This window comes from Pseudonocardia benzenivorans CB1190, assembly GCF_000196675.2.
Lineage (GTDB): Bacteria > Actinomycetota > Actinomycetes > Mycobacteriales > Pseudonocardiaceae > Pseudonocardia > Pseudonocardia benzenivorans.
Genome location: NC_015312.1, coordinates 5,183,913 through 5,205,943, shown reverse-complemented (window position 1 = coordinate 5,205,943; position 22,031 = coordinate 5,183,913). Strand labels below are relative to the sequence as shown.

19 protein-coding genes are annotated in these 22,031 nt (G+C 72.9%); 14 read left to right on the top strand and 5 right to left on the bottom strand.

Going from position 1 to position 22,031, the window contains the following annotated elements:
* Window positions 1–259 precede the first annotated feature (259 nt).
* Complete coding sequence (locus PSED_RS24385) at window positions 260–1,738, bottom strand: bifunctional aminoglycoside phosphotransferase/ATP-binding protein (RefSeq protein ID WP_013676903.1); 1,479 nt, start codon at window positions 1,736–1,738, stop codon at window positions 260–262.
* Window positions 1,735–2,751, bottom strand: a complete 1,017-nt coding sequence (gene gap / locus PSED_RS24380) for a type I glyceraldehyde-3-phosphate dehydrogenase (protein ID WP_013676902.1) — start codon at window positions 2,749–2,751, stop codon at window positions 1,735–1,737. The genes PSED_RS24385 and gap overlap by 4 nt, the downstream gene beginning before the upstream one ends.
* Window positions 2,752–2,984: 233 nt before the next feature.
* Here gap and PSED_RS24375 point away from each other — a divergent pair, with 233 nt between their 5' ends.
* From PSED_RS24375 to PSED_RS24340, 8 genes are all read left to right on the top strand, one after another.
* Window positions 2,985–3,869, top strand: coding sequence for a universal stress protein (locus PSED_RS24375; RefSeq protein ID WP_013676901.1), 885 nt, complete (start codon window positions 2,985–2,987; stop codon window positions 3,867–3,869).
* On the top strand, window positions 3,866–4,771 hold the full coding sequence (locus PSED_RS24370; RefSeq protein ID WP_013676900.1) for a universal stress protein: 906 nt from the start codon (window positions 3,866–3,868) through the stop codon (window positions 4,769–4,771). Before PSED_RS24375 ends, PSED_RS24370 begins: the two co-directional genes overlap by 4 nt.
* Window positions 4,772–5,181: 410 nt before the next feature.
* Window positions 5,182–6,051: a universal stress protein gene (locus PSED_RS24365; RefSeq protein ID WP_013676899.1), complete on the top strand. Its 870-nt coding sequence runs from the start codon at window positions 5,182–5,184 to the stop codon at window positions 6,049–6,051.
* Complete coding sequence (locus PSED_RS24360) at window positions 6,048–7,589, top strand: CBS domain-containing protein (RefSeq protein WP_013676898.1); 1,542 nt, start codon at window positions 6,048–6,050, stop codon at window positions 7,587–7,589. The genes PSED_RS24365 and PSED_RS24360 overlap by 4 nt, the downstream gene beginning before the upstream one ends.
* A 213-nt stretch (window positions 7,590–7,802) precedes the next feature.
* Window positions 7,803–10,157: a phosphoketolase family protein gene (locus tag PSED_RS24355; RefSeq protein ID WP_013676897.1), complete on the top strand. Its 2,355-nt coding sequence runs from the start codon at window positions 7,803–7,805 to the stop codon at window positions 10,155–10,157.
* Between the two features lie 43 nt (window positions 10,158–10,200).
* Window positions 10,201–11,256 (top strand): acetate/propionate family kinase, encoded by a 1,056-nt coding sequence (locus PSED_RS24350; RefSeq protein WP_013676896.1) that lies wholly within the window; start codon window positions 10,201–10,203, stop codon window positions 11,254–11,256.
* Window positions 11,257–11,327: 71 nt separating this feature from the next.
* Entirely contained in the window at window positions 11,328–11,786 is a 459-nt protein-coding gene (locus PSED_RS24345) for a pyridoxamine 5'-phosphate oxidase family protein (protein ID WP_013676895.1), read from the top strand.
* Between the two features lie 450 nt (window positions 11,787–12,236).
* Window positions 12,237–12,845, top strand: coding sequence for a hypothetical protein (locus PSED_RS24340; protein WP_013676894.1), 609 nt, complete (start codon window positions 12,237–12,239; stop codon window positions 12,843–12,845).
* On the opposite strand, the gene PSED_RS24335 is transcribed toward PSED_RS24340, so the two are convergent.
* Together PSED_RS24335 and PSED_RS24330 are read right to left on the bottom strand one after the other, a co-directional pair.
* The gene (locus PSED_RS24335) at window positions 12,814–13,719 is read right to left on the bottom strand and encodes a M56 family metallopeptidase (RefSeq protein WP_041759995.1); all 906 of its coding nucleotides are present in this window, start codon (window positions 13,717–13,719) and stop codon (window positions 12,814–12,816) included. The two genes, PSED_RS24340 and PSED_RS24335, sit on opposite strands and share 32 nt — an antisense overlap.
* 2 nt (window positions 13,720–13,721) lie before the next feature.
* Window positions 13,722–14,129 carry a BlaI/MecI/CopY family transcriptional regulator gene (locus PSED_RS24330; protein ID WP_013676892.1) on the bottom strand — a complete coding sequence of 136 codons (408 nt, stop codon included), beginning with the start codon at window positions 14,127–14,129 and terminating at the stop codon, window positions 13,722–13,724.
* A 199-nt stretch (window positions 14,130–14,328) separates the two neighbouring features.
* Here PSED_RS24330 and efeU point away from each other — a divergent pair, with 199 nt between their 5' ends.
* The 6 genes from efeU (at window position 14,329) to PSED_RS35375 (ending at window position 20,623) form a co-directional block, all read left to right on the top strand.
* The gene (gene efeU / locus PSED_RS24325) at window positions 14,329–15,189 is read left to right on the top strand and encodes an iron uptake transporter permease EfeU (protein ID WP_013676891.1); all 861 of its coding nucleotides are present in this window, start codon (window positions 14,329–14,331) and stop codon (window positions 15,187–15,189) included.
* A 50-nt stretch (window positions 15,190–15,239) separates the two neighbouring features.
* Window positions 15,240–16,409, top strand: coding sequence for an iron uptake system protein EfeO (gene efeO / locus PSED_RS24320; protein WP_013676890.1), 1,170 nt, complete (start codon window positions 15,240–15,242; stop codon window positions 16,407–16,409).
* A gap of 32 nt (window positions 16,410–16,441) precedes the next feature.
* Complete coding sequence (efeB, locus tag PSED_RS24315) at window positions 16,442–17,758, top strand: iron uptake transporter deferrochelatase/peroxidase subunit (protein ID WP_267939138.1); 1,317 nt, start codon at window positions 16,442–16,444, stop codon at window positions 17,756–17,758.
* A 559-nt stretch (window positions 17,759–18,317) separates the two neighbouring features.
* On the top strand, window positions 18,318–19,004 hold the full coding sequence (locus PSED_RS24310; protein ID WP_013676888.1) for a response regulator transcription factor: 687 nt from the start codon (window positions 18,318–18,320) through the stop codon (window positions 19,002–19,004).
* Entirely contained in the window at window positions 19,004–20,335 is a 1,332-nt protein-coding gene (locus PSED_RS24305; protein WP_013676887.1) for a sensor histidine kinase, read from the top strand. Before PSED_RS24310 ends, PSED_RS24305 begins: the two co-directional genes overlap by 1 nt.
* 162 nt (window positions 20,336–20,497) lie before the next feature.
* Complete coding sequence (locus PSED_RS35375) at window positions 20,498–20,623, top strand: hypothetical protein (RefSeq protein WP_013676886.1); 126 nt, start codon at window positions 20,498–20,500, stop codon at window positions 20,621–20,623.
* A 112-nt stretch (window positions 20,624–20,735) separates the two neighbouring features.
* Here PSED_RS35375 and PSED_RS24300 read toward each other — a convergent pair whose 3' ends face one another.
* Window positions 20,736–21,953 (bottom strand): carboxylate--amine ligase, encoded by a 1,218-nt coding sequence (locus PSED_RS24300; protein ID WP_041759993.1) that lies wholly within the window; start codon window positions 21,951–21,953, stop codon window positions 20,736–20,738.
* Window positions 21,954–22,031: the final 78 nt, after the last annotated feature.

The window sequence follows — 22,031 nt, the reverse complement described above, 5'->3', positions numbered from 1 at the left end:
CGGCCCGATGCGACGTCGTCGCTGGTCCGGACGGAAGTGCCCGACCCCGATCCGGGGCGCGGGAGAGGTGCGCGTCCGCGTCCTCGCCTGCGGGGTGTGCCGTACCGACCTGCATCTCGCGGAAGGCGACCTGGTCCCTCGTCGGCGCCGGACCGTCCCGGGGCCCCTGCACGGTTCGGGGCGCGCCCAATCGCCCGACGATGGCCGACCTGCAGCGGAGTCCGGCACCTGCTTCGTCGCGCCCCGGCCGCGGCCGGGTTCAGCGCGGGAGCCCATCGGTTGCGGCGTCCCAGGCCTCCCGTGCCATGTCCACGCACCGTGCCGCCGGCGCCGTCGTGTCCACCTCCAGCGCGTCGGGCCACGCGTCCACGGTTGCCGCCATCTGCGCCGCGACGGCCGGGGTCGCGTCGGACGCCGAGCCGTGCCGGGCCCGGATCCGTGCGGCGGCCACGTCGGACGGAGCCACGCAGCGGACCTGGACGAGCTCCGCTGCGCGGTCGTCGGCCACGGCCGCTGCCTCGGTGCGCCGGCGGGCGCACGTCCAGCTCGCGTCGAGCACGACCGACTCACCGAGGGACAGCAGCGCCGCCGCGCGGGTCAGGAGCTCCCGGTAGGTGGCGCCGGTGTGTTCAGGTGCGTACAGACCGCTGCCGAACGGAGCGGCTGCGGAGGTCGACGGGGCCATGCCGGCCAGCTCCTTGCGCACGCGGTCGCTGGAGACCAGGACGGCGCCGGTGCGGTCGGCCAGACCGGCGGCCAGCGTCGACTTGCCCGTCCCCGGCAGCCCGCCGACGAGCACGAGCCGCGGCGCTCCGGCGCGCAGGTGGGCCATGGTGAGCGTGAGGAGCCGGGCCGCGTCGGCGTCCGCGCCGACGTCGGGCTGTTGGAGGTGGCGTACGGCGGCGACGGTGGCCCGCACGCCCGCCCGATAGGCGACGTAGTGGTGCACGAGCGTGTCGGGAGCGGGATCGGCGGCGAACCCGGCGTACGCGTGAAGGAAGTACCGCGCCGCCGCGTCCGCGCCGAGCCGCTCGAGGTCCATGGCGAGGAACGCGGCGTCGTCGAGGCCGTCGACGTGGCGCAGGGAGTCGTCGAAGTCCAGGCAGTCGAGAGCCCGAGGGCCGTCGTCGAGGCAGAAGACGTCGTCGGCGAGCAGGTCGCCGTGGCCGTCCACCACACGGCCCTCGGCGGCGCGCCGGACGAACAGCGGGCGACGGCCGGCCAGGAAACGCGCAGCGAGCCGGCCCGCGCCGTCGAGCAGGCCCGGGTCGAGCGCGTTGCCGCGCAACGCTTCCATCCCCGCGAGGTTGGCCCGCCAACGCTCGAGCAGGGCATCGGCACTCGCATCGGCGGTGATCGACGCGGACCGCTCGGAGCGCGCGTGGAGCGCGGCGAGCATCCTGGCCAGCCGACGCAGGTGGTCGGTGACGTCGCAGCCGTCGGACACCAGACGGGAGAGCCGCCGGTCGTCGGGCATGCGCCGCATCACGAGCACCGGCTCGGCGCAGCCCGCGCCGTCGAGCCGCGCCGTTCCGAGGTACACGTCCGGGGCGAGGCGGCGGTTGAGCCGCAGCTCGCGCTCGATCGCAACCCGACGCAGCGCGGACGTCGAGAAGTCGCAGAACGAGGTGCGCACCGGCTTCTTGACCTTGTAGGCCCGGTCGCCGACGAGCAGCACGATCCCGACGTGCGTCTCGTGCACCTGCGCGCTCGCGGACCCGGCCCCGGCAGGCCTCATTCGTCGGGCAGCGTGCGTGCGACCAGCCCGAGCAGGTCCGCGACGCGCTCGGCGTAGCCCCACTCGTTGTCGTACCACCCGAAGACCTTCACCAGGCCCTCGACGACGCGGGTCAGACCGAGATCCATCAGGCAGGACGCGCGCTCGCCGACGACGTCGCGGGAGACGATCGGTTCCGTCGTGCACCGGAGCACCCCCTTGAGGGCGCCGTCGGCCGCCGTGACGAACGCGTGGTTCACCTGGGCCGCCGTGACCGGCGTCGAGAGCCGAACAGTGAGATCGACCAGCGAGACGTCCTCGACGGGCACTCGCAGGGACAGCCCGTCCAGACGGCCGGCCAGCCTGGGCAGGACCGCGCCGATGGCCCTGGCGGCTCCGGTCCCTGTCGGAATGATGTTGACCGCCGCGGATCGGGCCCGTCGGGGGTCGTGGTGCGGACCGTCGACGAGGTTCTGGTCGGCGGTGTAGCTGTGCACGGTGGTCAACAGCCCCTCCTCGATCCCGAACGCCTGGTCGAGGACGTATGCCATCGGCGCCGCGCAGTTCGTCGTGCAGGATGCCGCCGAGAGCACGTGGTCGCGCGTCGCTTCGTAGTCGCTGTCGTTGACGCCCATGACGATGGTGGCGTCCATCCCCGAGCCCGGCGCGGTCAGCACGACCTTGCGGACGCCGGAGCTCAGGTGCGCCGCGGCCGCGTCGCGGGTGCGGAACCGGCCGGTCGCGTCGACGACGATCTCCACGCCGTCCTCGGACCAGTCGACATCCGTCGGGTCCTGCCACTGCGTCACGCGCACGGCGCGATCGTCGACGGACAGGTAGCCGTGGGACAGCTCGATCCGCTTGTCCCATCGGCCGTACGTGGAGTCGCGCGTCAGGAGGCCCGCGACCTGCTCGGCGCCGGCCACGTCGTTGGCCGCGACGATCTCGAAGGAACAGCCGGCGCGGTCCTCCGCGATCCGGAACAGTGCCCGGCCGATCCGTCCCATCCCGTTGACCCCGACGCGTGTGCGCATCTCGCTCCTCCCGTCGTCCCGGAGCTCCACCGTCCGCTGCGCCTCCGGCGATCGGCAGGGCCCCGCGGACGGTGATCGGCGGGCCCAAGGTCCCTGAGCGCTCCTGCCGGCCCGCCGGTGGGTGATGCCACCGGCGATTGGGGCCGTCCGGCCCCTCCGCACGGGACGGATGGCGGCTCAGCGCCGTCACGATCGGTCGCCATGGTGATGGCAGGACGGATCAAGGAGGACCGATGGGTGCTGGACCGGGCCGTGCCGTCGTCGTCGGGGTCGACGGGTCGAGCGCGGCGCTGGACGCCGTGCGGTGGGCCGCTGCAGAGACAGCCGGTCGGGGGGCGGAGCTGCGCCTGGTCACCGCGGCCCAGTGGGCTGTCCCGTCGCCGATGGGAATGACCACGCTCGGCCAGGAACGGTTACGTCGGGTGCTCGTCGAGGCGGCCGAGGACGCCCTCGCCGAGGCCGCTGCCGAGGCCCGCCGGATCGCGCCGGAGGTCGAGGTGCGCACCGAGGTGGCGACCGGCACCCCGACGCCGACCCTGCTCGCGCGTTCGCGCGAGGCTGCGCTGCTGGTACTGGGCTGTCGGGGGTTGGGTGGGTTCGCCGGGCTGCTCGCCGGATCGGTCACGATCTCGGTCGCCGCGGCGGCGGGATGCCCGGTGGTGGTCGTGCGCGGGACCGTGGGTTCGACGGGGCACCTGCCCGTCGTCGTCGGCGTCGACGGCAGCCCGCACAGCGAGCCCGCGCTGGCGTTCGCGTTCGCGCAGGCCTCGGCACGTCGGGTTCCGCTGTTGGCCGTCCACGTCTGGAGCGACGCGATGATCGACCCGATCGCCGCGCCCGCGGTCGACTGGGCCGCTCTCGCGATCGGTGCCGAGGAGGTGCTCGCCGAACGCCTGGCCGGCTGGGGGGAGAAGTTCCCCGACGTCGAGGTGGGGCGGCGGGTCGTGCGTGACAACGCGGCGGCGACGCTGGTGGAGATGTCGGTCGGTGCCCAGCTCGTGGTCGTCGGCAGCCGCGGTCGCGGCGCGCTGCGCGGGGCGTTGCTCGGCTCGGTCGGCCAGGCGCTGCTGCGGCACGCGTCGTGCCCGGTCGCGGTCGTGCGTGAGGACGCGTCGTGAGCGCCCCGGTCCAGTGGCAACGACCCGTCGTCGCCGGGGTGGACGGCTCGTCCGCGGCGCTGGCCGCGGTGGAGCGGGCCGCGGAGGAAGCCGCGGTCCACGGTACGAGCCTGCGGCTGGTCGCCGCGGTCGAGTGGACGACCTACCGCGCGATCGGGTTGCCCGCGCTGGGGGAGGACCACCTGCGCGACGTCCTCGTCACCCAGGCGCGCGGGCACCTGGAAACGGCCGCCTCGCAGGTCGCGGCGCTGCGGCCGGAGCTGGAGCTGAGCACCGAGGTCGTCGGTGGCGCCGCGGCGGCGGCGCTCGAGCGGGAGTCGCAGGGTGCCTCGCTGGTCGTCGTGGGTGCCCGGGGTACCGGGGGGTTCGACGAGCTGCTGCTCGGTTCGGTCGCGCTGGCACTGGCCGGGCGCTCCCACTGCCCGGTCGCGGTCGTGCGGGATGCGGCCGCGGCGGGCGACGCACCGGTCGTGGTCGGTGTGGACGATTCCGCGGACCGCGACGACATCCTGCGACTCGCGTTCACCGATGCCGCCGCGCACGGCAGTGCGCTCGTGGTGGTGCATGCCTGGAACGCGACGAAGCTCGACCCGCTCGCGCTCCCGCTGCTGGACTGGTCGCTCGTCGAGTCGGCGTGCGACGAGCTGGTCGCAGGGTGGGTCGCGCCGTGGGAGAAGGAGTTTCCGGAGGTTCCCGTTCGCCGGGTGTTCGTCCGTGACGGTGCCGCCGGTGCCCTCACACGGCTCTCGGAGAACGCCCGGGAGGTCGTCGTCGGCAGCCGGGGTCGCGGTGCGATCCGCGGGTTCCTGCTCGGCTCGGTCAGCCGGGCGCTGGTGCACCACGCGCACTGCCCGGTCGTCGTCGTCCCCGCACCTGGCGCCGGAGCAGGAGGCCGGCCGTGATGGCGCACACCGCCCGGACGAGGCGGTCAGGCGAGCGTGTGCGCTCTCGTCCGTGACGTGATGTCCACCGTCGTCGTGTCCGTTCCGCCGGACTCGGGCGGACCGCTGCGGGTGCCGTCGTTCTGACCGGCTCCCGCTGGTACCGGCTGGTCCGCGTACCTCCGGCCTCCCCGGGACGAGCCGCCCGGCCCGCTCGACGGGCCACGCGGCTCTGCGCCCACGACCTGGCTGCTCGTGATGGAGGGCGCGCCGGGTGGTGCGTGGGGGTCCACCCTCATCGGAAGCCGAGCCCGCGGGTCGTTCGACCCTGCTGCACCGGGCCGTCGGGCCGGGGTCACCGTGACCCACAGCCGTGGCCGGGCCGCGACGGCAGACGGCATCTTCTGGGGACGTTCGGGAGGGGAGGAACCGTGGGCGATCAGGGGGCGCGCAGCGTCGTGGTCGGCGTCGACGGATCGGAGGCGGCGTCGGATGCCGTGCGGTGGGCCGCCGACGAGGCGGCTCGCTCACATCTGCCGCTGCGGCTCGTCGCGGCGGTCGAGTGGGTCACGCCGCACCGCATCGGTGCCACGGGGCTCGAGCCGCCGGACGTACGCGAGGCGGTCGTGACGACGGCGGAAGGATGGCTCGCCGACGCGCGCATCCTGGCCGAGGACGCCGCATCCCCGCCGGAGGTGCAGACGCAGGTGCGTGGCGGCACCCCGGCCGCGGTCCTGCACCAGGAGTCCGCCGACGCACAGCTGGTCGTCGTCGGTCATCGCGGCCGTGGTCGTGTGTCGGGTTTGTTGAGCGGATCGGTCGCGGTGGCCGTGGCGGCCTCGGCGCGATGCCCCGTTGTCGTCGTGCGGGGCACTGCGACGGCGAACGGTCCGGTGGTCGTGGGCGTCGACGGCTCGATGGTGAGCGAGGCCGCGCTGTCCTACGCCTTCGCCACCGCGTCCGCCCGTCGCGCCAGGCTGGTCGCCGTCCACGTATGGAACGACTCGACGGTCGACACGGCCGACTGGGCGCTCCGGGACCGGGACGCCATCGAGGCGACCGAACACGAGGTGCTCGCCGAGCGGCTGGCCGGCTGGTCGGAGAAGTATCCCGATGTCGCCATCGAACCGCTGATCGTGCGGGACGACCCGGCTTCGGTTCTGGTCGACCACGCGGCGACCGCACAGCTCGTCGTGGTCGGTAGTCGTGGCCGTGGATCGGTCCGCGGGACGCTGCTCGGGTCGGTCAGCCAGGCCCTGCTGCGTCGCGCGAACTGTCCCGTCGCGGTGGTCCGGCCGTGACCGCCGTGGCGCGGGGCGTGCTGCGGCGCACGCTGGTGCGTGAGGTGATGACGACCGATGTGGTGTCGGTGGCGCCGGACACCTCGTTCGACGAGGTGACCCGGGTACTGGTGGAGCGGGGGATCCGCGCGGTGCCGGTGCTCGAGGGCGGGGTGCTGGTCGGTGTGGTGACGGAGGCCGACCTGGTCCGCAGGGCCGAGCAGCGTGACCCGGACCGGCTGGGTGCGCCCGGCTGGTCGGTCCACGACGCCCGCACCGACCGGCCCACCACGGCGGCCGACGTGATGAGCACGCCGGCGATCTATGTCCTGCAGGATGCGTCGGTCGCGGAGGCGGCGCGGCGGATGCGGATCCGGAGTGTGGGTTGGCTGCCGGTGCTCGACGAGGTCGGGGGCCGTGTCGTGGGGGTGCTGGGACGCTCGGATGTCCTGGCGGTGTTCCTGCGTGACGACGCGGAGCTGCGCGCGGAGGTCGTGGACGAGGTGTTCGCGCACTTCCTGCATGTCGGGGCGGGGGAGGTCGAGGTCGGGGTCCGTGGCGGGGTGGTCACGCTTCGGGGTCGGCTCGCGACGAGGTCGGACGTGGAGCTGGCCGTCGCGCTGGTCGCCCGGCTCGAGGGTGTGGTCTCGGTGGTCGACGAGTTGACGTACGGGCCGCCGCCGGGTGGTTCCCCGGCCGGGGCGCCGGGCGGGGCGCCGGTCGGCGACGAGGCTGCTCGGGGTGGCACGGTCGTCGTGGCGGTCGATGTGAGTGCGTCGGCGCGGGCGGCGGTGTGGTGGGCGGGGGATGTCGCGGCGGCATGCGGGGCGCGGTTGCGGCTGGTGCACGCGGTCCGGCCCGAGGACGGCCGTGACAGCCCGGCCGCGGCGGTGCTGCGGGAGCTGTGTGCGGATGCCGAGCGGGCAGGGGTGTCCGACGTGGACAGCGTGATGGTGACGGGTACCCCGGCGGAGGTGCTTGCCGCACATGCGGTCGGCGCGCGGCTGCTGGTGCTCGGCAGCGCGGGTGCGCGGTCCGGTCCGGGGATGACGGGGCCGTTGGCGCGGTTGCTCGCCGAGGGTGTGGAGTGTCCGCTGGCGGTGGTGCGTGGCGCGGCGGTGGAGTTGCCGGCGCCTCGGCAGGGCCCGGTCGTGGTGGGGGTGGACGGGTCGGCGCCCGCTCGCGCGGCGGCCGACCTCGCTGCTGATCTGGCCGCCGGGTGGGGGGCGTCGGTGAGGCTGGTGCACTCGTGGACCGAGCTGAGGCGCGACCCGGACGGTCGTCTGCACCTCGACGGTGAGCACCGGGGTGAAGAGCAGGCCGCGGCGCGGCGGCTGCTGGACGCGGAGGCCGAGCGGGTGCGGCAGCGCGTGCAAGGGTTGTCGGTCGGCACCGAGCTCGGCGAGGAACCGGCGCTGTCGACGTTGCTGCACCAGGCGCGGGGGGCTCGGGCGGTGGTCGTGGGCCATCGTGAGCACGCGGCGACGGGCACGACGCAGGCCTCGGTGTTGCAGGGTCTGCTCGCCTTCGCGCCCTGCCCGGTGATCCGGGTGCGCTGACGGACGCGCGCATCGGCGCAGGCGCGCTGCCACCGGTTGCGTCGGGACCCTCGGCCGACAGGAGGGCCCTGGCCCCTGACGGCGGTTCCGCCGAGGATCACCGGGTACACACGTATGCCGCTCGACTTCGTGGTCGTCCGGGCGATCCAGGACGCGCTTGCCCACCCCGCCCACCGCTGTAACCGACGAGACCGAGAGAACGGGAGCCGTGTAGTGCCTTCGACCTCGTCCGACGACCTGACCGTGCTCGACGCCTGGTGGCGAGCGGCGAACTACCTGTCCGTGGGGCAGATCTACCTGCTCGACAACCCGTTGCTCCGCGAACCGCTGGCCGCCGAGCACGTCAAGCCGCGGTTGCTCGGCCACTGGGGAACGACGCCCGGGCTGAACCTGCTCTACGCGCACATGAACCGGGTGATCAAGGCTCGGGACCTGAACGCGCTCTACGTGACCGGGCCCGGGCACGGCGGGCCGGGCCTGGTGGCCAACGCCTACCTCGAAGGCACCTACAGCGAGGTCTACTCCGGCATCGGGGAGGACGCCGACGGGCTGCGTGCGCTGTTCCGGCAGTTCTCCTTCCCCGGTGGGGTGCCCAGTCATGTCGCCCCGGAGACGCCGGGGTCGATCCACGAGGGCGGCGAGCTCGGCTACGCGCTGGTGCACGCCTACGGCGCCGTGTTCGACAACCCGGACCTGCTGGCACTGTGCGTCGTGGGCGACGGCGAGGCCGAGACCGGTCCGCTGGCGGCGAGCTGGCACTCGAACAAGTTCCTCGACCCGCGCCGGGACGGCGTCGTGCTGCCGGTCCTGCACCTCAACGGCTACAAGATCGCGAACCCGACGGTGCTGGCCCGGATCCCCGAAGCGGAGCTCGCCGCGCTGATGCGGGGCTACGGATACGCGCCCCGGTTCGTCACCGCCGGCAGCGACACGGACCACTCGGCGGTGCACGAGGAGCTCGCCGCGAGGCTCGACGCCGCGCTCGACGAGATCGCGGCGATCAAGGCGGACCCGCCGGTCGGACGCCCGGCGTGGCCGATGATCGTGCTGCGCACGCCGAAGGGCTGGACCGGGCCACGGGAGGTCGACGGCAAGCCGGTCGAGGGCACCTTCCGCGCCCACCAGGTCCCCCTCGCCGGAACCCGGACCGACGAGCGACATCGCGCCCAGCTCGAGGAGTGGATGCGCAGCTACCGGCCCGAGGAGTTGTTCGACGAGCACGGGCGGCTCGTCGACGAGATCCGCGCCCTGGCGCCCCGCGGGGAGCGCCGGATGAGCGCGAACCCGCACACCAACGGCGGGGTGGTGCTGCGCGACCTCGCGATGCCGGACTTCCGCTCCTTCGCCGTGCCCGTGGACAAGCCCGCCGTCGAGATGAGCGAGGCCACGCGCGTGCTCGGTGAGTTTCTGCGGGAGGTGGTGCGCCGCAACCCCGACCGGTTCCGGCTCTTCGGGCCCGACGAGGTCGCGTCGAACCGGCTGCAGGCGGTCTTCGACGTGACCGACCGGGCCTGGAACGCGGCCGTGGAGCCGGGCGACGAGCACCTGGCCCCGGGCGGGCGGGTCATGGAGATCCTCTCCGAGCACCTCTGCCAGGGCTGGCTGGAGGGCTACCTGCTCACCGGTCGGCACGGGCTGTTCACCAGCTACGAGGCGTTCATCCACATCGTGGACTCCATGCTCAACCAGCACGCCAAGTGGCTCAAGACCACCCGCGCGATCCCGTGGCGGCCCCCGATCGCGTCGCTGAACTACCTCCTGTCCAGCCATGTCTGGCGTCAGGACCACAACGGTTTCTCCCACCAGGACCCGGGCTTCCTCGACCACGTGGTGAACAAGAAGGCGGAGATCACCCGCGTCTACCTGCCCCCGGACACCAACACCCTGCTCTCCGTCGCGGACCACTGCCTGCGCAGTCGCCACTACGTCAACGTGATCGTGGCCGGCAAGCAGCCGCAGCTGACGTACCTGTCGACGGACGAGGCCATCGCGCACTGCACCCGCGGGCTCGGCATCTGGGAATGGGCGTCCACACCGGTGGCGGACGGTGCCGACGACCCGGATGTCGTGCTGGCCTGCTGCGGCGACATCCCCACGCTGGAGACGCTCGCCGCGGCCGCGCTGCTGCGCGAGCATCTACCCGAGCTGAGGGTGCGGGTGATCAACATCGTGGACCTGATGCGGCTGCAGCCCGACCGCGAGCACCCGCACGGTCTGTCCGACCGGGAGTTCGACGCGCTGTTCACCGTGGACAAACCGGTGATCTTCGCCTTCCACGGCTACCCGTGGCTGATCCACCGCCTGACGTACTCCCGCAACGGCCACCACAACCTCCACGTGCGCGGCTACAAGGAGGAGGGCACCACCACGACGCCGTTCGACATGGTCATGCTCAACGACCTCGATCGCTTCCACCTGGTGATGGATGTGATCGACCGGGTGCCGACGCTCGGCAGCCGGGCCGCCACTCTTCGCCAGGACATGGCCGACCGTCGGCTCGCCGCCCGCGCGTACACCCGCGAGCACGGCGAGGACGACCCGGAGATCGCCGACTGGCGGTGGGAATGAACGACGGCGAGGGGACGACCGCGGCGGGAACGAGGGGCCGCTCATGAGGGTGCTCGTGGTCAACGCCGGGTCGTCGAGCGTCAAGCTGCGTCTTCTCGGGCCCGACGACGACGTCGAACAGAGCGCCGACACCGAACCCGGCGCCGAGCTGGAGGGCGTGCTGCGTGACTGGCCGGTGCCCGACGCCGTCGGCCACCGTGTGGTGCACGGCGGCACCCGGTTCACCGACCCTGTCGTGATCGACGCCGCGGTGCGCAAGGAGCTCGAGGACCTCACCGCGCTGGCTCCCCTGCACCAGCCGAAGTCCCTCGCCGGGCTCGACGCGGTCACCGCGCTGCTGCCCGACCTCCCCGCCGTGGCCTGCTTCGACACCGCCTTCCACACCTCGATCCCGGAGGCGGCCGCGACGTACGCGGTGCCGAAGCAGTGGCGCGAGCGTTACGCCATCCGCCGCTACGGCTTCCACGGCCTGTCCCACGCATGGTGCTCGGCGCGGGTCGCCGAGCTGACCGGAGCCCGGCGCATCGTGACCGCGCACCTGGGGGCGGGAGCGTCACTGGCCGCCGTGCTCGACGGACGCAGCGTCGACACCACCATGGGTTTCACTCCGCTCGAGGGCCTGGTCATGGCGACCCGCTCCGGCACCGTCGACCCCGGCCTGGTGCTGTGGCTGGAGGAGCACGAGCACCTCAGCCCGCACGAGATCGCCGAAACGCTGGAGAAGCGTTCGGGGCTGGCGGCCCTGGCCGGCACTCCCGACATGCGGGAGGTCCTGGCTGCGGCCGCCCGGGACGAGCCCGACGCGGTCCTGGCCCGCGACGCCTACGTCCACCGGCTCGCGGCCGGGATCGCCTCGATGGCGGCCGCGACCGGTGGGATAGGGGCCCTGGCCTTCACCGGCGGGGTCGGCGAGCACGCCGGCGAGATCCGGACCCGCACCGCGCAAAGGCTCGCGTTCCTCGGCGTGGCCGTCGACCCTGCGCTCGACGACACCGTCGACGGCGAGATCACGGCAGCCGGTGCTGCCGTACGCACCGTCGTCGTCCCTGCCCGCGAGGACCTCGAGATCGCCCGCGGCACCCGCGCCGCGTTGAGATGACCCGGGGAGCTCGCCGCTGACACCGGCCGACGCCCGCGTGGCCCTGGCAGACACCGAGAGGATGAGAACCGATGACCGAAGGCGAACGCGACCGACAGCTGCAGGTCCTGGACGTCGACGAGTGCTACCGCCTCCTGGCGACCGAGCAGATCGGACGGTTGGGCGTCAACGCCGAGCACTACCCGTTGATCTTCCCGGTGAACTTCGCACTCGACGGAACCACCATCGTCATCCGTACGGACACCGGCACCAAGCTCAGCGCGGCCGACCACGCCAACGTCACCTTCGAGGTCGACCAGATCGACAGGGGGACGCGAGCCGGCTGGAGCGTACTCGTGCGTGGTCTGGCCGAGGAGGTCACCGCGGAGCACCGGGCCGAGCTCGTCGAACGTACTCGGGCCAGTGGCGTCGAGCCGTGGGCGCCGGGGGAGCACGGGCACTGGATGCGTCTGATTCCCCAGCAGATCAGTGGCCGGCGCATCGTCCCGGGCCGGCTCCCCCCGGCATTCGAGCCGGCGGCGTACCCCTGAGCCCCGCGGCCCACCGCTCAACCGAGCGGCACCAGCATTTCGGGATGCGCCCGAGACGGACGGCGGGCAGGCCCCGACAGCGCTGTCGCCGGCACCCTCGGTCGGCCATCTGGTCGTCGTCCATGTTGGCGTCCCGGTTCGCACCGCATCGTCTGCGGGTCGCGGGTTCCTCCTCATGACCACGAGCCAGGACCGGCGCGACCGCGCGACGAGTCGCACGGCCGCGGCACCGGTGAGCGCGGCGACGGTGGCGGCCATGACCAACCCGCCGAAGACCCCGACCGCGACGGTGGGGGCGAAGGGCCGGCCGGGAGCCCACAGCGGAGTTGCGACGGCGATGAACGCGAGAACACCAGAATCCGGGCGCGGCAGGGGCGTCTCTGCGGCTCCTTACCGGTCGGCGACCCTCAATTAGCCCGCCGACAACCCGGCGCTGACTACGGTGCGGGCATGAACTCCCGCAGGCTGGCGATTTCGGCCTGCGCGGCCATCGCCGCCGCCACGTTCGCGTTCGTCGCGCTGCTGTCGCTGTCGCCGTCCTACATGGCGGACGCCGAGGTCATCCTCGTCCCCAACCCCGCGGCCGCGGCCCAGCAGACTTCGAGCGGGACCGTGCTCGACGCCTCGCAGGGCGTGACCGTCGCGGCTGCTGTCTACGGCGAGCCGCAGTGGCTGGCCCAAGCCGCGACGGCCGCGTCGATACCCGCGGGCGGGCTCACCGTCACTGCGACGGTCGTGCCGAAGACCCCGATGATCCAGCTATCCGCGGTCACCGGTGCCGGTCTCCGGGCCGCGGAGATCGCGCTCTCGGCGGTGGTCGCCGATGCGTCGCCGCTTGTCGAGAAGCTGAGTGGGCCGTACTCGGTGGTGGTCGTGGCGAAGCCGGACGGCACCGGGGCCGCGAAGGGGCTCGCGCCGTCGACGATCCGGGCGGTCGTGGCCGCGGCAGTGTTCGTCGTGGTGGCTGCCGGGACGTGGGTCGTCCTGGTACGCCGGGGCCGTCGTGGCCGAGGGGCGTGCGCGGGGGTCAGCTCCCCGACAGCTCCGCCGTCTCGATGAGACCGTGAGTATGTACCACCAGCAGGGCGACGACGGCCCAGGACAGCACGGTCGCGACGACGAGCAGGGCGTCGGATGCCGGGCGTCGCGGGGGACCATCGAGCAGGTCCCGGACGCGGGCGACGACGTCGCCCCGGCCGGCCGCGAGCGTCGTGCCACCGCGCCTGCTGGACCCGGCGACGGCGGCCACCCCGATCGCCTGTGCCACGACGGCGCGGTCGCCGACCGCGCGGACCGCGGCGTCGTCGGCCCAGCGCTCGACGGCATGGTCCACAGCGCGTTCCACCGGCCCGAGCAGCGGGTTGAGCATCGCCGCGAGGTAGCCCAGCCGCAGGTAACGGTGATGGTGATGGACGAGGTGGGCGCGCTCGTGGACGAGCAGCGCCCGCCGTTGCGGGCCCGAGAGCGCGCGCAGCATCCCGGCCGAGACCACGATCCGACCGCCCCGGGCGGGCACGGCGTAGGCCAGGATTCCCGGGTCCGGGAGTACGACGAGATCGCCCGCCGCCGCGAGCCCCGCGACGGTGGCGACGACCGCCCGGTCGCTGCGCAGCGTCCGTGCAAGACCGAGCAGCCCGCGCCCGGTCAGTGCGACCGCGAGCACGCCTGCGCCGGCGGCGACCGGAACCGGCAGAGCCGCGGCGATCTCCGACGCCGACCAGTCGGCTGGGTGCAGCGCGGGCAGCAGGTCGACTGTGCCGACGTACCCGACGAGGGCCAAGGCTGCGAGCGTCCCGACCGCGGCGCTGACGGCGAAGATCGTCAGCAGCACCGTCGCGACGGCGGGTGGCAGCGACCGGGCGCAGCGCGACGCGACGGCGCCGCCTGCTGCCGGCAGCCCCAGCAGCAGAAGCATCAGGACGGGGACGGTCATTGTCACGACGAGGTCCCGTCCTGCTCCGACCCGGCGGCGCGCCGGTCGAGCAGCTCGCGCAGGAGCCGCTCCGAATCCTCGTCGAGCCGACCCACGAACTGGGCCAGCACGCTCGCCCGGTCGACGCCGCCGTCGAGGAGCTTGCGCATCTCGCGCGCGGTGAGCCCGGCCTGCGCGGCGACGCCGTCGCCGACCAGGCGGTAGGCGTGGGCGCGGCCGTGCGGCTCCCTGGTCACGACCTGCTTGTCGTGCAGTCGGGCCAGGGTGGTGAGGACCGTCGTGTAGGCGAGGTCGCCGCCGAGCCCGGCCTGCACCTGCGCGGGCGTGAGCGGTCCATCCGCTGTGGCGAGGCAGGCGACGACCTCGGTCTCGAGCGCCCCGCGCGGTCGCGGGTTGCGCCGCCCCACCATCGGTCCTCCTTGGACTCGGTCCTCCTCGGACTGCGCGGCGACACCGGCCACGGCATGTGCGGCCCGATTCTGCCATCGCCGCAGGGCCCGGCGACCGGTCGCGCCGGCGGGCAGGAAGGCCTTGCATTTCGGCCGACGTTAGGTGAGGCTACCCGCAACTACTATCGCTCGATAGTAGATGTTGTGAAGGGGCTCGCCGGTGTTCGCCAACTACTTGATCGGCTTGCGGGAGGGTCTGGAGGCCGGGCTCGTCGTCAGCATCCTGGTCGCGTACCTGGTCAAGGTCGACCGGCGCGACCGCTTACCCGCAGTGGCGGGCGGGGTCGCGGTGGCGGTCGTCGTCAGCATCGGTTTCGGTGCGCTGCTGACCTACACGTCGACCTCGCTGCTGTCGGACTTCCACAGCCAAGAGATCTTCGGCGGCACGATGTCGCTGATCGCGGTCGGGTTCGTCACCTGGATGGTCTTCTGGATGCGACGAACCGCCCGCGGCATGCGCAGCGAGCTCGACGGCAAGCTCTCCTCGGCGCTCGCGGTGGGCGTGCTGGCCGTCTGGGTCACCGCCTTCCTCGCCGTCGCCCGGGAAGGCCTGGAGACCGCGCTGTTCTTCTGGTCGGCGGTGCACGCCGCCGGGAGCACGACCGATCCCGTGATCGGGTTCACCTTCGGGATCGCGACGGCGGTGCTGCTCGCCTGGTTGCTCTACCGCCGGTCGGTCTCACTGAACCTCGCCAGGTTCTTCACCTGGACCGGCGCCGGGCTGATCGTGGTCGCCGCGGGCGTGCTGTCATACGCGATCCGGGACCTGCAGGAGGGTGGCGCGCTCCCGGGTCTGAACAACCTCGCCTTCGACCTCGGCGACCGGCTGTCGTTGAGCTCCTGGTACGGGGCGCTGCTCAAGGGCGTCTTCAACGTGACCGCCCAGACGTCGTGGGCGCAGGCGATCGCCTGGACCGGCTACCTCGTCGTCGTCATGACGCTGTACTTCAGGCCGGCACGCCGCCGCAGCCAAGCCGCGGCGGCGAGCCCCGGCGGCTCGCGCGCCGACGCCCAGCCCTGACCGACGAACCATTCGTCACACCCCTGCGTCACCACCCATCAAGGAGAACCGTGAGATCGGCACATTTGCGTGCTGCGACCGTCCTGGGTCCGCTCGTCGTGACTGCGCTGCTCGCCGCCGGCTGCTCCTCGAGCGCCGCCACGGCGCCCGCGGGCGACGGCAGCATCGCCGTCGACGCGGGAGACAGCACATGCGGCGTAGCGCAGACGGTCATCGCGGCCGGCCGGCATACGTTCACGATCACGAACACCGCGTCGCAGGTGACGGAGGTCTACGTCTACGCCGCGGGCGATCGGGTCGTGGGCGAGGTCGAGAACGTCGGACCCTCCACGACGCGCACGCTGATCGTCGACCTGCCCGCGGGCGACTACCAGGTGGCCTGCAAGCCGGGCATGATCGGCAACGGTAACCGGACAGCCCTGACGGTGACCGGCACGCCCGCTCCGACCGGGACCGCCGACCAGAACCTGCAGGCCGCCGTCGACTCCTACCGCGCCTACGTCGAAACCGAGGCCCAGGCGCTGCTCCACACGACGACCACGCTGGCCACAACGATCACGAGCGGGGACCTCGCGGCGGCTCGGCAGGCCTACCCGACCGCCCGCCTGCACTACGAGCGGATCGAGCCGATCGCCGAGTCCTTCGGCGACCTCGACCCGTTGATCGACATGCGCATCGACGACGCGGGCCCGGGAACCCCCTTCGTCGGGTTTCACGCCGTCGAGCAGATCCTGTTCCAGAAGAACACCCTCGACGGCGCAGCACCCCTCGCCGACGCCCTTGTCGCGAACGTCGGGAAGCTTGACGCCCTGGTCAAGACGGTGCAGCTCACCCCGCTGGTGATGGGCAACGGCGCCAAGTCGCTGCTCGATGAGGTCGCCAAGTCCAAGGTCACCGGGGAGGAGGAGCGCTACTCCCGCATCGACCTCGTCGACTTCGCGGGGAACGTCGACGGCGCGAAGCACGTCTTCACCGCGCTGCGGCCCGCGCTGCAGGCGAACAACTCGCAGCTCCCCACCACCCTGGACCAGCGGTTTACCGCCCTGGTCGAGCTGCTTGGCACCCATCAAGCCAAGCCCGGCGCGCCCGGGTTCGTCCCGGGCAGCCCGTACGTCTCCTACGACGCACTCACGCCGGCCGACGTCAAGGCTCTCGCCGTCGAGGTCGATGCGCTCTCCGAACCGCTGGGGCAGATCAGCGGCGCGGTGACGGGCCGGTGACCGACACGTCGAGCACCGACCGAGCCCCGGTGGTGCCACCCACGTCGGAGCCGCCCCCCGCGCTGCCGGAGACGCCCCGGGCGACCCGCGTCAGCCGACGCCGGATGATCGGGCTCATCGGCGGGGCCGCCGCCGTCGGCGGCGCTGCGGGGGCGGGCATCACGTACGCGGCGACGCCCGGCGCGTCGGCAGGCGCGGCGTCGGCGGGCCAGGCCGTTGCATTCTTCGGCGACCACCAAGCAGGCATCGCCACACCTGCACAAGACCGGTTGCACTTCGCAGCGTTCGACATCGGCCCGGCGGCCACCCGCGCGGACCTCGTCGCCCTGCTCACGGCATGGACGAACGCCGCGGCGCGGATGACCGCGGGGCTCGACGTCGGGACGGGTGCGGTGGCCGGCAACCCGGCCGTTCCCCCCGACGACACCGGGGAGGCGTTCGGGCTCGCGCCGTCGCGGCTGACGCTCACCGTCGGCTTCGGCCCCGGCTTGTTCACCGACGCGAACGGCCGTGACCGCTTCGGGCTCGCCGCCGCCCGGCCGCCGCAGCTCGCCGAGCTGCCCGCCTTCCCCGGCGACGCCCTCGACCCGGCGCGCAGCGGCGGTGACCTCTGCATCCAGGCGTGCGCCGACGATCCGCAGGTCGCGGTGCACGCCATCCGGAACCTGGCCCGCCTCGCACGCGGCACCGCGTCGGTGCGCTACTCCCAGCTCGGTTTCGGCCGCACGAGCTCGACCTCCACCGAGCAGGCCACGCCCCGCAACCTGATGGGCTTCAAGGACGGCACGGCGAACCTCAAGGCCGAGGACACCGCGGCGCTCGACGCGCAGGTGTGGGTCGGCGCGGGCGACGGACCCGCCTGGATGAGCGGCGGCAGCTACCTCGTCACCCGCCGGATCCGGATGCTCATCGAGCCGTGGGACTCGACGTCGTTGACCGAGCAGGAGCGGGTGATCGGGCGGTCCAAGGGCAGCGGCGGGCCCCTCGGCGCATCGAACGAGTTCGACCCGCTCGACCTGCAGGCCCAGGACGCGACTGGTCGCCCGGTCATCGACGCGAAGGCGCATGTGCGGCTCGCGCACCCGAGCACCAACCGCGGCGCGACCCTGCTGCGGCGCGGCTACTCGTTCGTCGACGGCACCGACGAGCTCGGGCGGCTCGACGCCGGCCTGTTCTTCATGGCCTACCAGCGGGACCCGCGGGCCCAGTTCGTCACCATCCAGACCACGCTCGCGGGCAAGTTCAACGACGCCCTCAACGAGTACATCCAGCATGTCGGCAGCGGCGTGTTCGCCTGCCCGCCCGGGGTCGCGCCCGGCGGCCACTGGGGCCAGGCGCTGTTGGCATGAGTGTCGCCGGCGGAGACCGGCTTCTGCCGCAGGCAACGACTCGCGGCGAACACCACCACGCCAGTCCCCGTCACGCGACGGGCGACGAGTTGGTCACCGCGCCGCGGCTCCTGGTCCGGGCCCGAGCGGCGTCGGTCCAAGGCGGCCCCGGGTTCGACGCGCGGTCGGCCACCGTCGGGCTGCGGGCGTGCACGGGGGCGGTACCGACCGACGAGGGCCACCTCCGGGCTGTGCCGGCCGGGGACGTGCAACGCCGCTACGCGGCTGCTGGCGAGTCCGGCGCGGGCCGCGCACAGGCGGGCGGTGGGCAACGACGTCGAGCGGTTGATCCCCACGGCGAGCCGCGTCTGCCTCGGCTGAGCGCCCTCCTCGAGGTCCCGAAGACCCTCCCGCCGGCCCGGCCTGGGCCGGCGGCGTCGGCCAGCGCGCGGTTGGGTGCCGGCAACGGTGAGCGTGGCCGCGCAAATGGGGGCCAAGTCGGCCAACCAGGAGCAAGCGTTCGGTAAGCACGCCCGCCTTTGGGCGGATCGGTCCTCGTGCCCGTCCTAGAGTCGGTCTCGTGGCCCGGTTGCTGCTGGTTGAGGACGACGAGACGATTGGGGCCGCGCTCGCGCGCAGCCTGACGCTGCACGGGCACGAGGTTGTCTGGTCCCAGGACGGCGCGGCCGCGGTCCGTGAGGGGACGCGGGCGGCGTTCGATCTGGTCCTGCTCGATTTGGGGCTCCCGGATCTCGACGGCATCGTGGTCTGCCGCGACCTGCGGCCCGCCCTGCCCGACGCGGTGATCGTGATGCTGACCGCGCGCGACGAAGAGATGGACGTCGTGCTCGGGCTGGAGTCCGGCGCGGACGACTACCTGGTGAAACCCGTCCGGCTCGGTGAGCTGCACGCACGAGTGCGCGCTCACCTCCGCCGCGCCGAGGCGGGACGCCACGAGCCGCCGACCGAGCTCGGAGACCTCGTCCTTGACTTCGCGAGCCGACGAGTCACGGTCAACGGCGGCGAGCTTCGCCTGCGTCCGCGGGAGTACGACCTGCTCGCGCGCCTCGCGGCGAATCCTGGCGTCGCGGTCAGTCGCGATGTCCTGATCGCCGAGGTCTGGGACGAGAACTGGTTCGGCTCCACGAAGACCCTCGACGTGCACGTCGCCTCGATCCGCCGGCAGCTGGCCTCGGCCGGGTCGGTGCGCATGCCGACCATCGTGACCTTGCGCGGCCACGGGTACCGGCTCGATCCGCCCGCCTGATGCGCCGTCGTATCGCCGTCCTCACCCTGGGCGCAGCTGTTCTCGCCATCGCCTTGTTCGGGCTCCCACTGGCCGCGATCGCTGCCAAATACCTGGTCGATCGCGAACGCAGCGAGCTCGACCAGGTGGCGACCGTCTCGGCGTTGACCGTCGCAGTCGACATCGCGGGCACGCACCCACTGGAACTACCGACCGTCGCGGAGGAAGCCGACGTCGCGCTCTACGACACGAGTGGCACGCGCATCCTCGGAACCGGACCGGCCACAGCCGACCCGCCGGTGCGCGACGCACTCGCCAACCCCGGGCAGATCACCTCCGGCGACGGAGTCGTCGCCATCGCCGTGACCGGGGACGACCCGCGCGCGGGCGTCGTGCGGGTCGCCGCTTCCGGCGCGGAGGTCTACCTGCAGATCGGCCTGGTCTGGGCCGTGATGACGGCGTTCGCGCTCACGGCGCTCGCGGCGGTGTGGATCGTCGCTCGACGTCAGGCCGGACGGTTGGCCGGCCCGTTGGAACAGCTGTCCACGACTGCCCGCCTGCTCGGAGCGGGAGACTTCACCGCGCGGACCAGGCGGGTGGGGATTGCGGAGATCGACTCCGTCGGGGCCGATCTGGACACCACCGCTGACCGGCTCGGGGACCTCGTCGCGCGCGAGCGGGCGTTCACAGCGGACGCCTCGCACCAGCTGCGGACCCCGCTCGCCGGGCTCCGGCTGAGCCTGGAGACCGCGCTCGACGATCCCGAGGCCGACCTGCGCGCGGCGATCGACGATGCAGTGCATGCGGCCGACGGCCTGCAGCGCACGGTCGAGGACCTGCTCGCCCTCGCCCGCGACATCCGCACCGGACGCGGCACGGTTGACATGGTGTCTCTGGTCGCCGACGTCGTCGAGCCGTGGCGGCGGCTGTTGGTCGAGCGCGGCAGGACACTACTGGTCCGGGCGGAGGAGGGTCTTCTGCCTGCGAGCGCATCCGAAGCAGCGATCCGTCAGGTTCTCGCCGTGCTGCTGGAGAACGCGCTACAGCACGGCGGGGGAACGGTCACCGTTGACGTCCGGGACGCGGCGGGTGCGCTCGCGGTCGACGTCAGCGACGAAGGACCAGGAATCTTGATGCCGCCGACGACTTTGTTCGCGCGGCGCTCCGCGGGCATCGATGGGCCTCGCCCGACAGGTGGGCACGGCATCGGTCTCGCGCTGGCGCGGAGCCTGGCCGAGGCCGAGGGTGGGCGGCTCACCTTGAGCCGGGCACGCCCGGCCACCTTCACTCTGCTCGTCGCGACCGCGCCCGGTGCGGGCGGTGTCCTCCCGGCGATGCGGGCAGCCGAGTGATGAGGTCAAGGGCGAGGCTCGGCGGGGACCTCCCGTGGCCTGGAGATTCCTTACCCGGCGCTTGCATCGAGCTACCCGACTCCGAACAGACCCGGACCTACCGTCGGGAGGGATGGCGTCGGGACCACTGCGACGCGGTGGCGATGGATCGGGGGCCGGGTGATGACACGACTGCGGCGCTACGCATCTGCCTTTCTGCGCCTGTGCGTGCTCGTCGGCGCAGGTAGCTTCGTGGTCGGGGTCGGAATCGCCGCGCTGCTCACGGTGGTGCTGCTCCTGGTCGGCTGACAACCACGTGTCGGCCTGACCGAGACCGGGACCCCCTGGGGGCCGAACGCCTCGGCGGCTCGGGTGGGCGATTTCTCGACCGACAGGAGACGGTTGCCGTCGTCCGGAGGGCTCACCCGTGCCGGCGATCGGCAATCTTCCTTCGGAGACCGGAGACAACCCGGCCGACCAGCGCCTGGGTCGGTCGCGGGTCGTGACGGTCCAGAACTGCGTGCGTCGTGCCCCGGCGGGGCCTGAGCTCGGAGACAGCGGAGCCCACCCCACGGTCGCGCGCGCTGAGCACGGCGTATATGTCGTCCTCGGCGCGGAACGTGCGGCCGAGCTCGTAGTCGACGACGGCCGGGGTCCGGCCCAGCAGCAGGTCCACCCATATCGCCGGCAGGTTCGGCCCGGCGGCGATCGCGAGCGCGAGCGAGTGGTACACGCGCGGGTTGAGGTCGATGAGCAGCGGCCCGGACGCCGACTCGATCAGCTGGATGTTGAACAGACCGCTCCAGCGCAGGTTCGCCATCAACGCCCGGGCCGCCTCGTCGAGGGCCGGGTCGCGCGCGACGGTGGTGGCGAAGCAGACGACGCCGCAGTCGCGGGGCCAGGTCCGTTCGGCACGTTTGTGCACGGTCGTGACGACCCGTCCTTCCCAGGCCACGCCGTTCACGGTGCGGATCCGGCCGTGCAGATAGGGCTGCACGAGTCCGGCTTGACCCGGCAGGTCGCGCAACGCCGTGACCAACTCGTCTAGTCCCGCCACCCGGGCGACCTCGATGCGCTCGAGGCGACCGTCGCGGGTCATCTCCGACCGCAGTGGCTTCACGACAGCGGGGAAGCGGACCCCGCCGTCACCGTCGTCGAGGTCGGAGAGGGTGACGGCGGCGGTCGGCGGGACGAGGAACCCGGCGGAGCGGGCGTGTGAGTCGAGCAGGCTCTTGTCGCACGCGGCGGCGACGAGAGCCGTCTCGGGCGCGCCGACCGCGACACCAGCGGGAAAGAGGTTGCGACGGTCGGCGAGGGCGAGCAGACCAGCCTCGGTGCCGGGCAGGACGACGGTCGCGCCGATTCGGGTCGCCGCGGCCGCCAACCCGTGCGCGAAGCCGTCGGGATCGACGCGGGGGTCGAGGATCGGGATCACCCCCGCCGCGGCACGAGAGAGCGCCCCGTAGGAGTGCGGGTCCGTGGTGGCGACCCACGTGCGGTAGCCGGCCCGGTGCAGCCCGCGAAGTGCGGCCAGGCCGCCGGTGTACTCCGCGCCGGTGAGAAGGACACAGCCGCCCGCCTCCCCGCCGCCGCGCCTCGTCTGGGACTGCCTGCGGTGCAACGAGCTCGTCGTCGACATGACCGGAGTGTGCGAGCCCGCGGGCAAGCGTTCGGCAATCGCGGGGTGGCCGGAGTGCAAGGGTTCGACGGGGCGAGC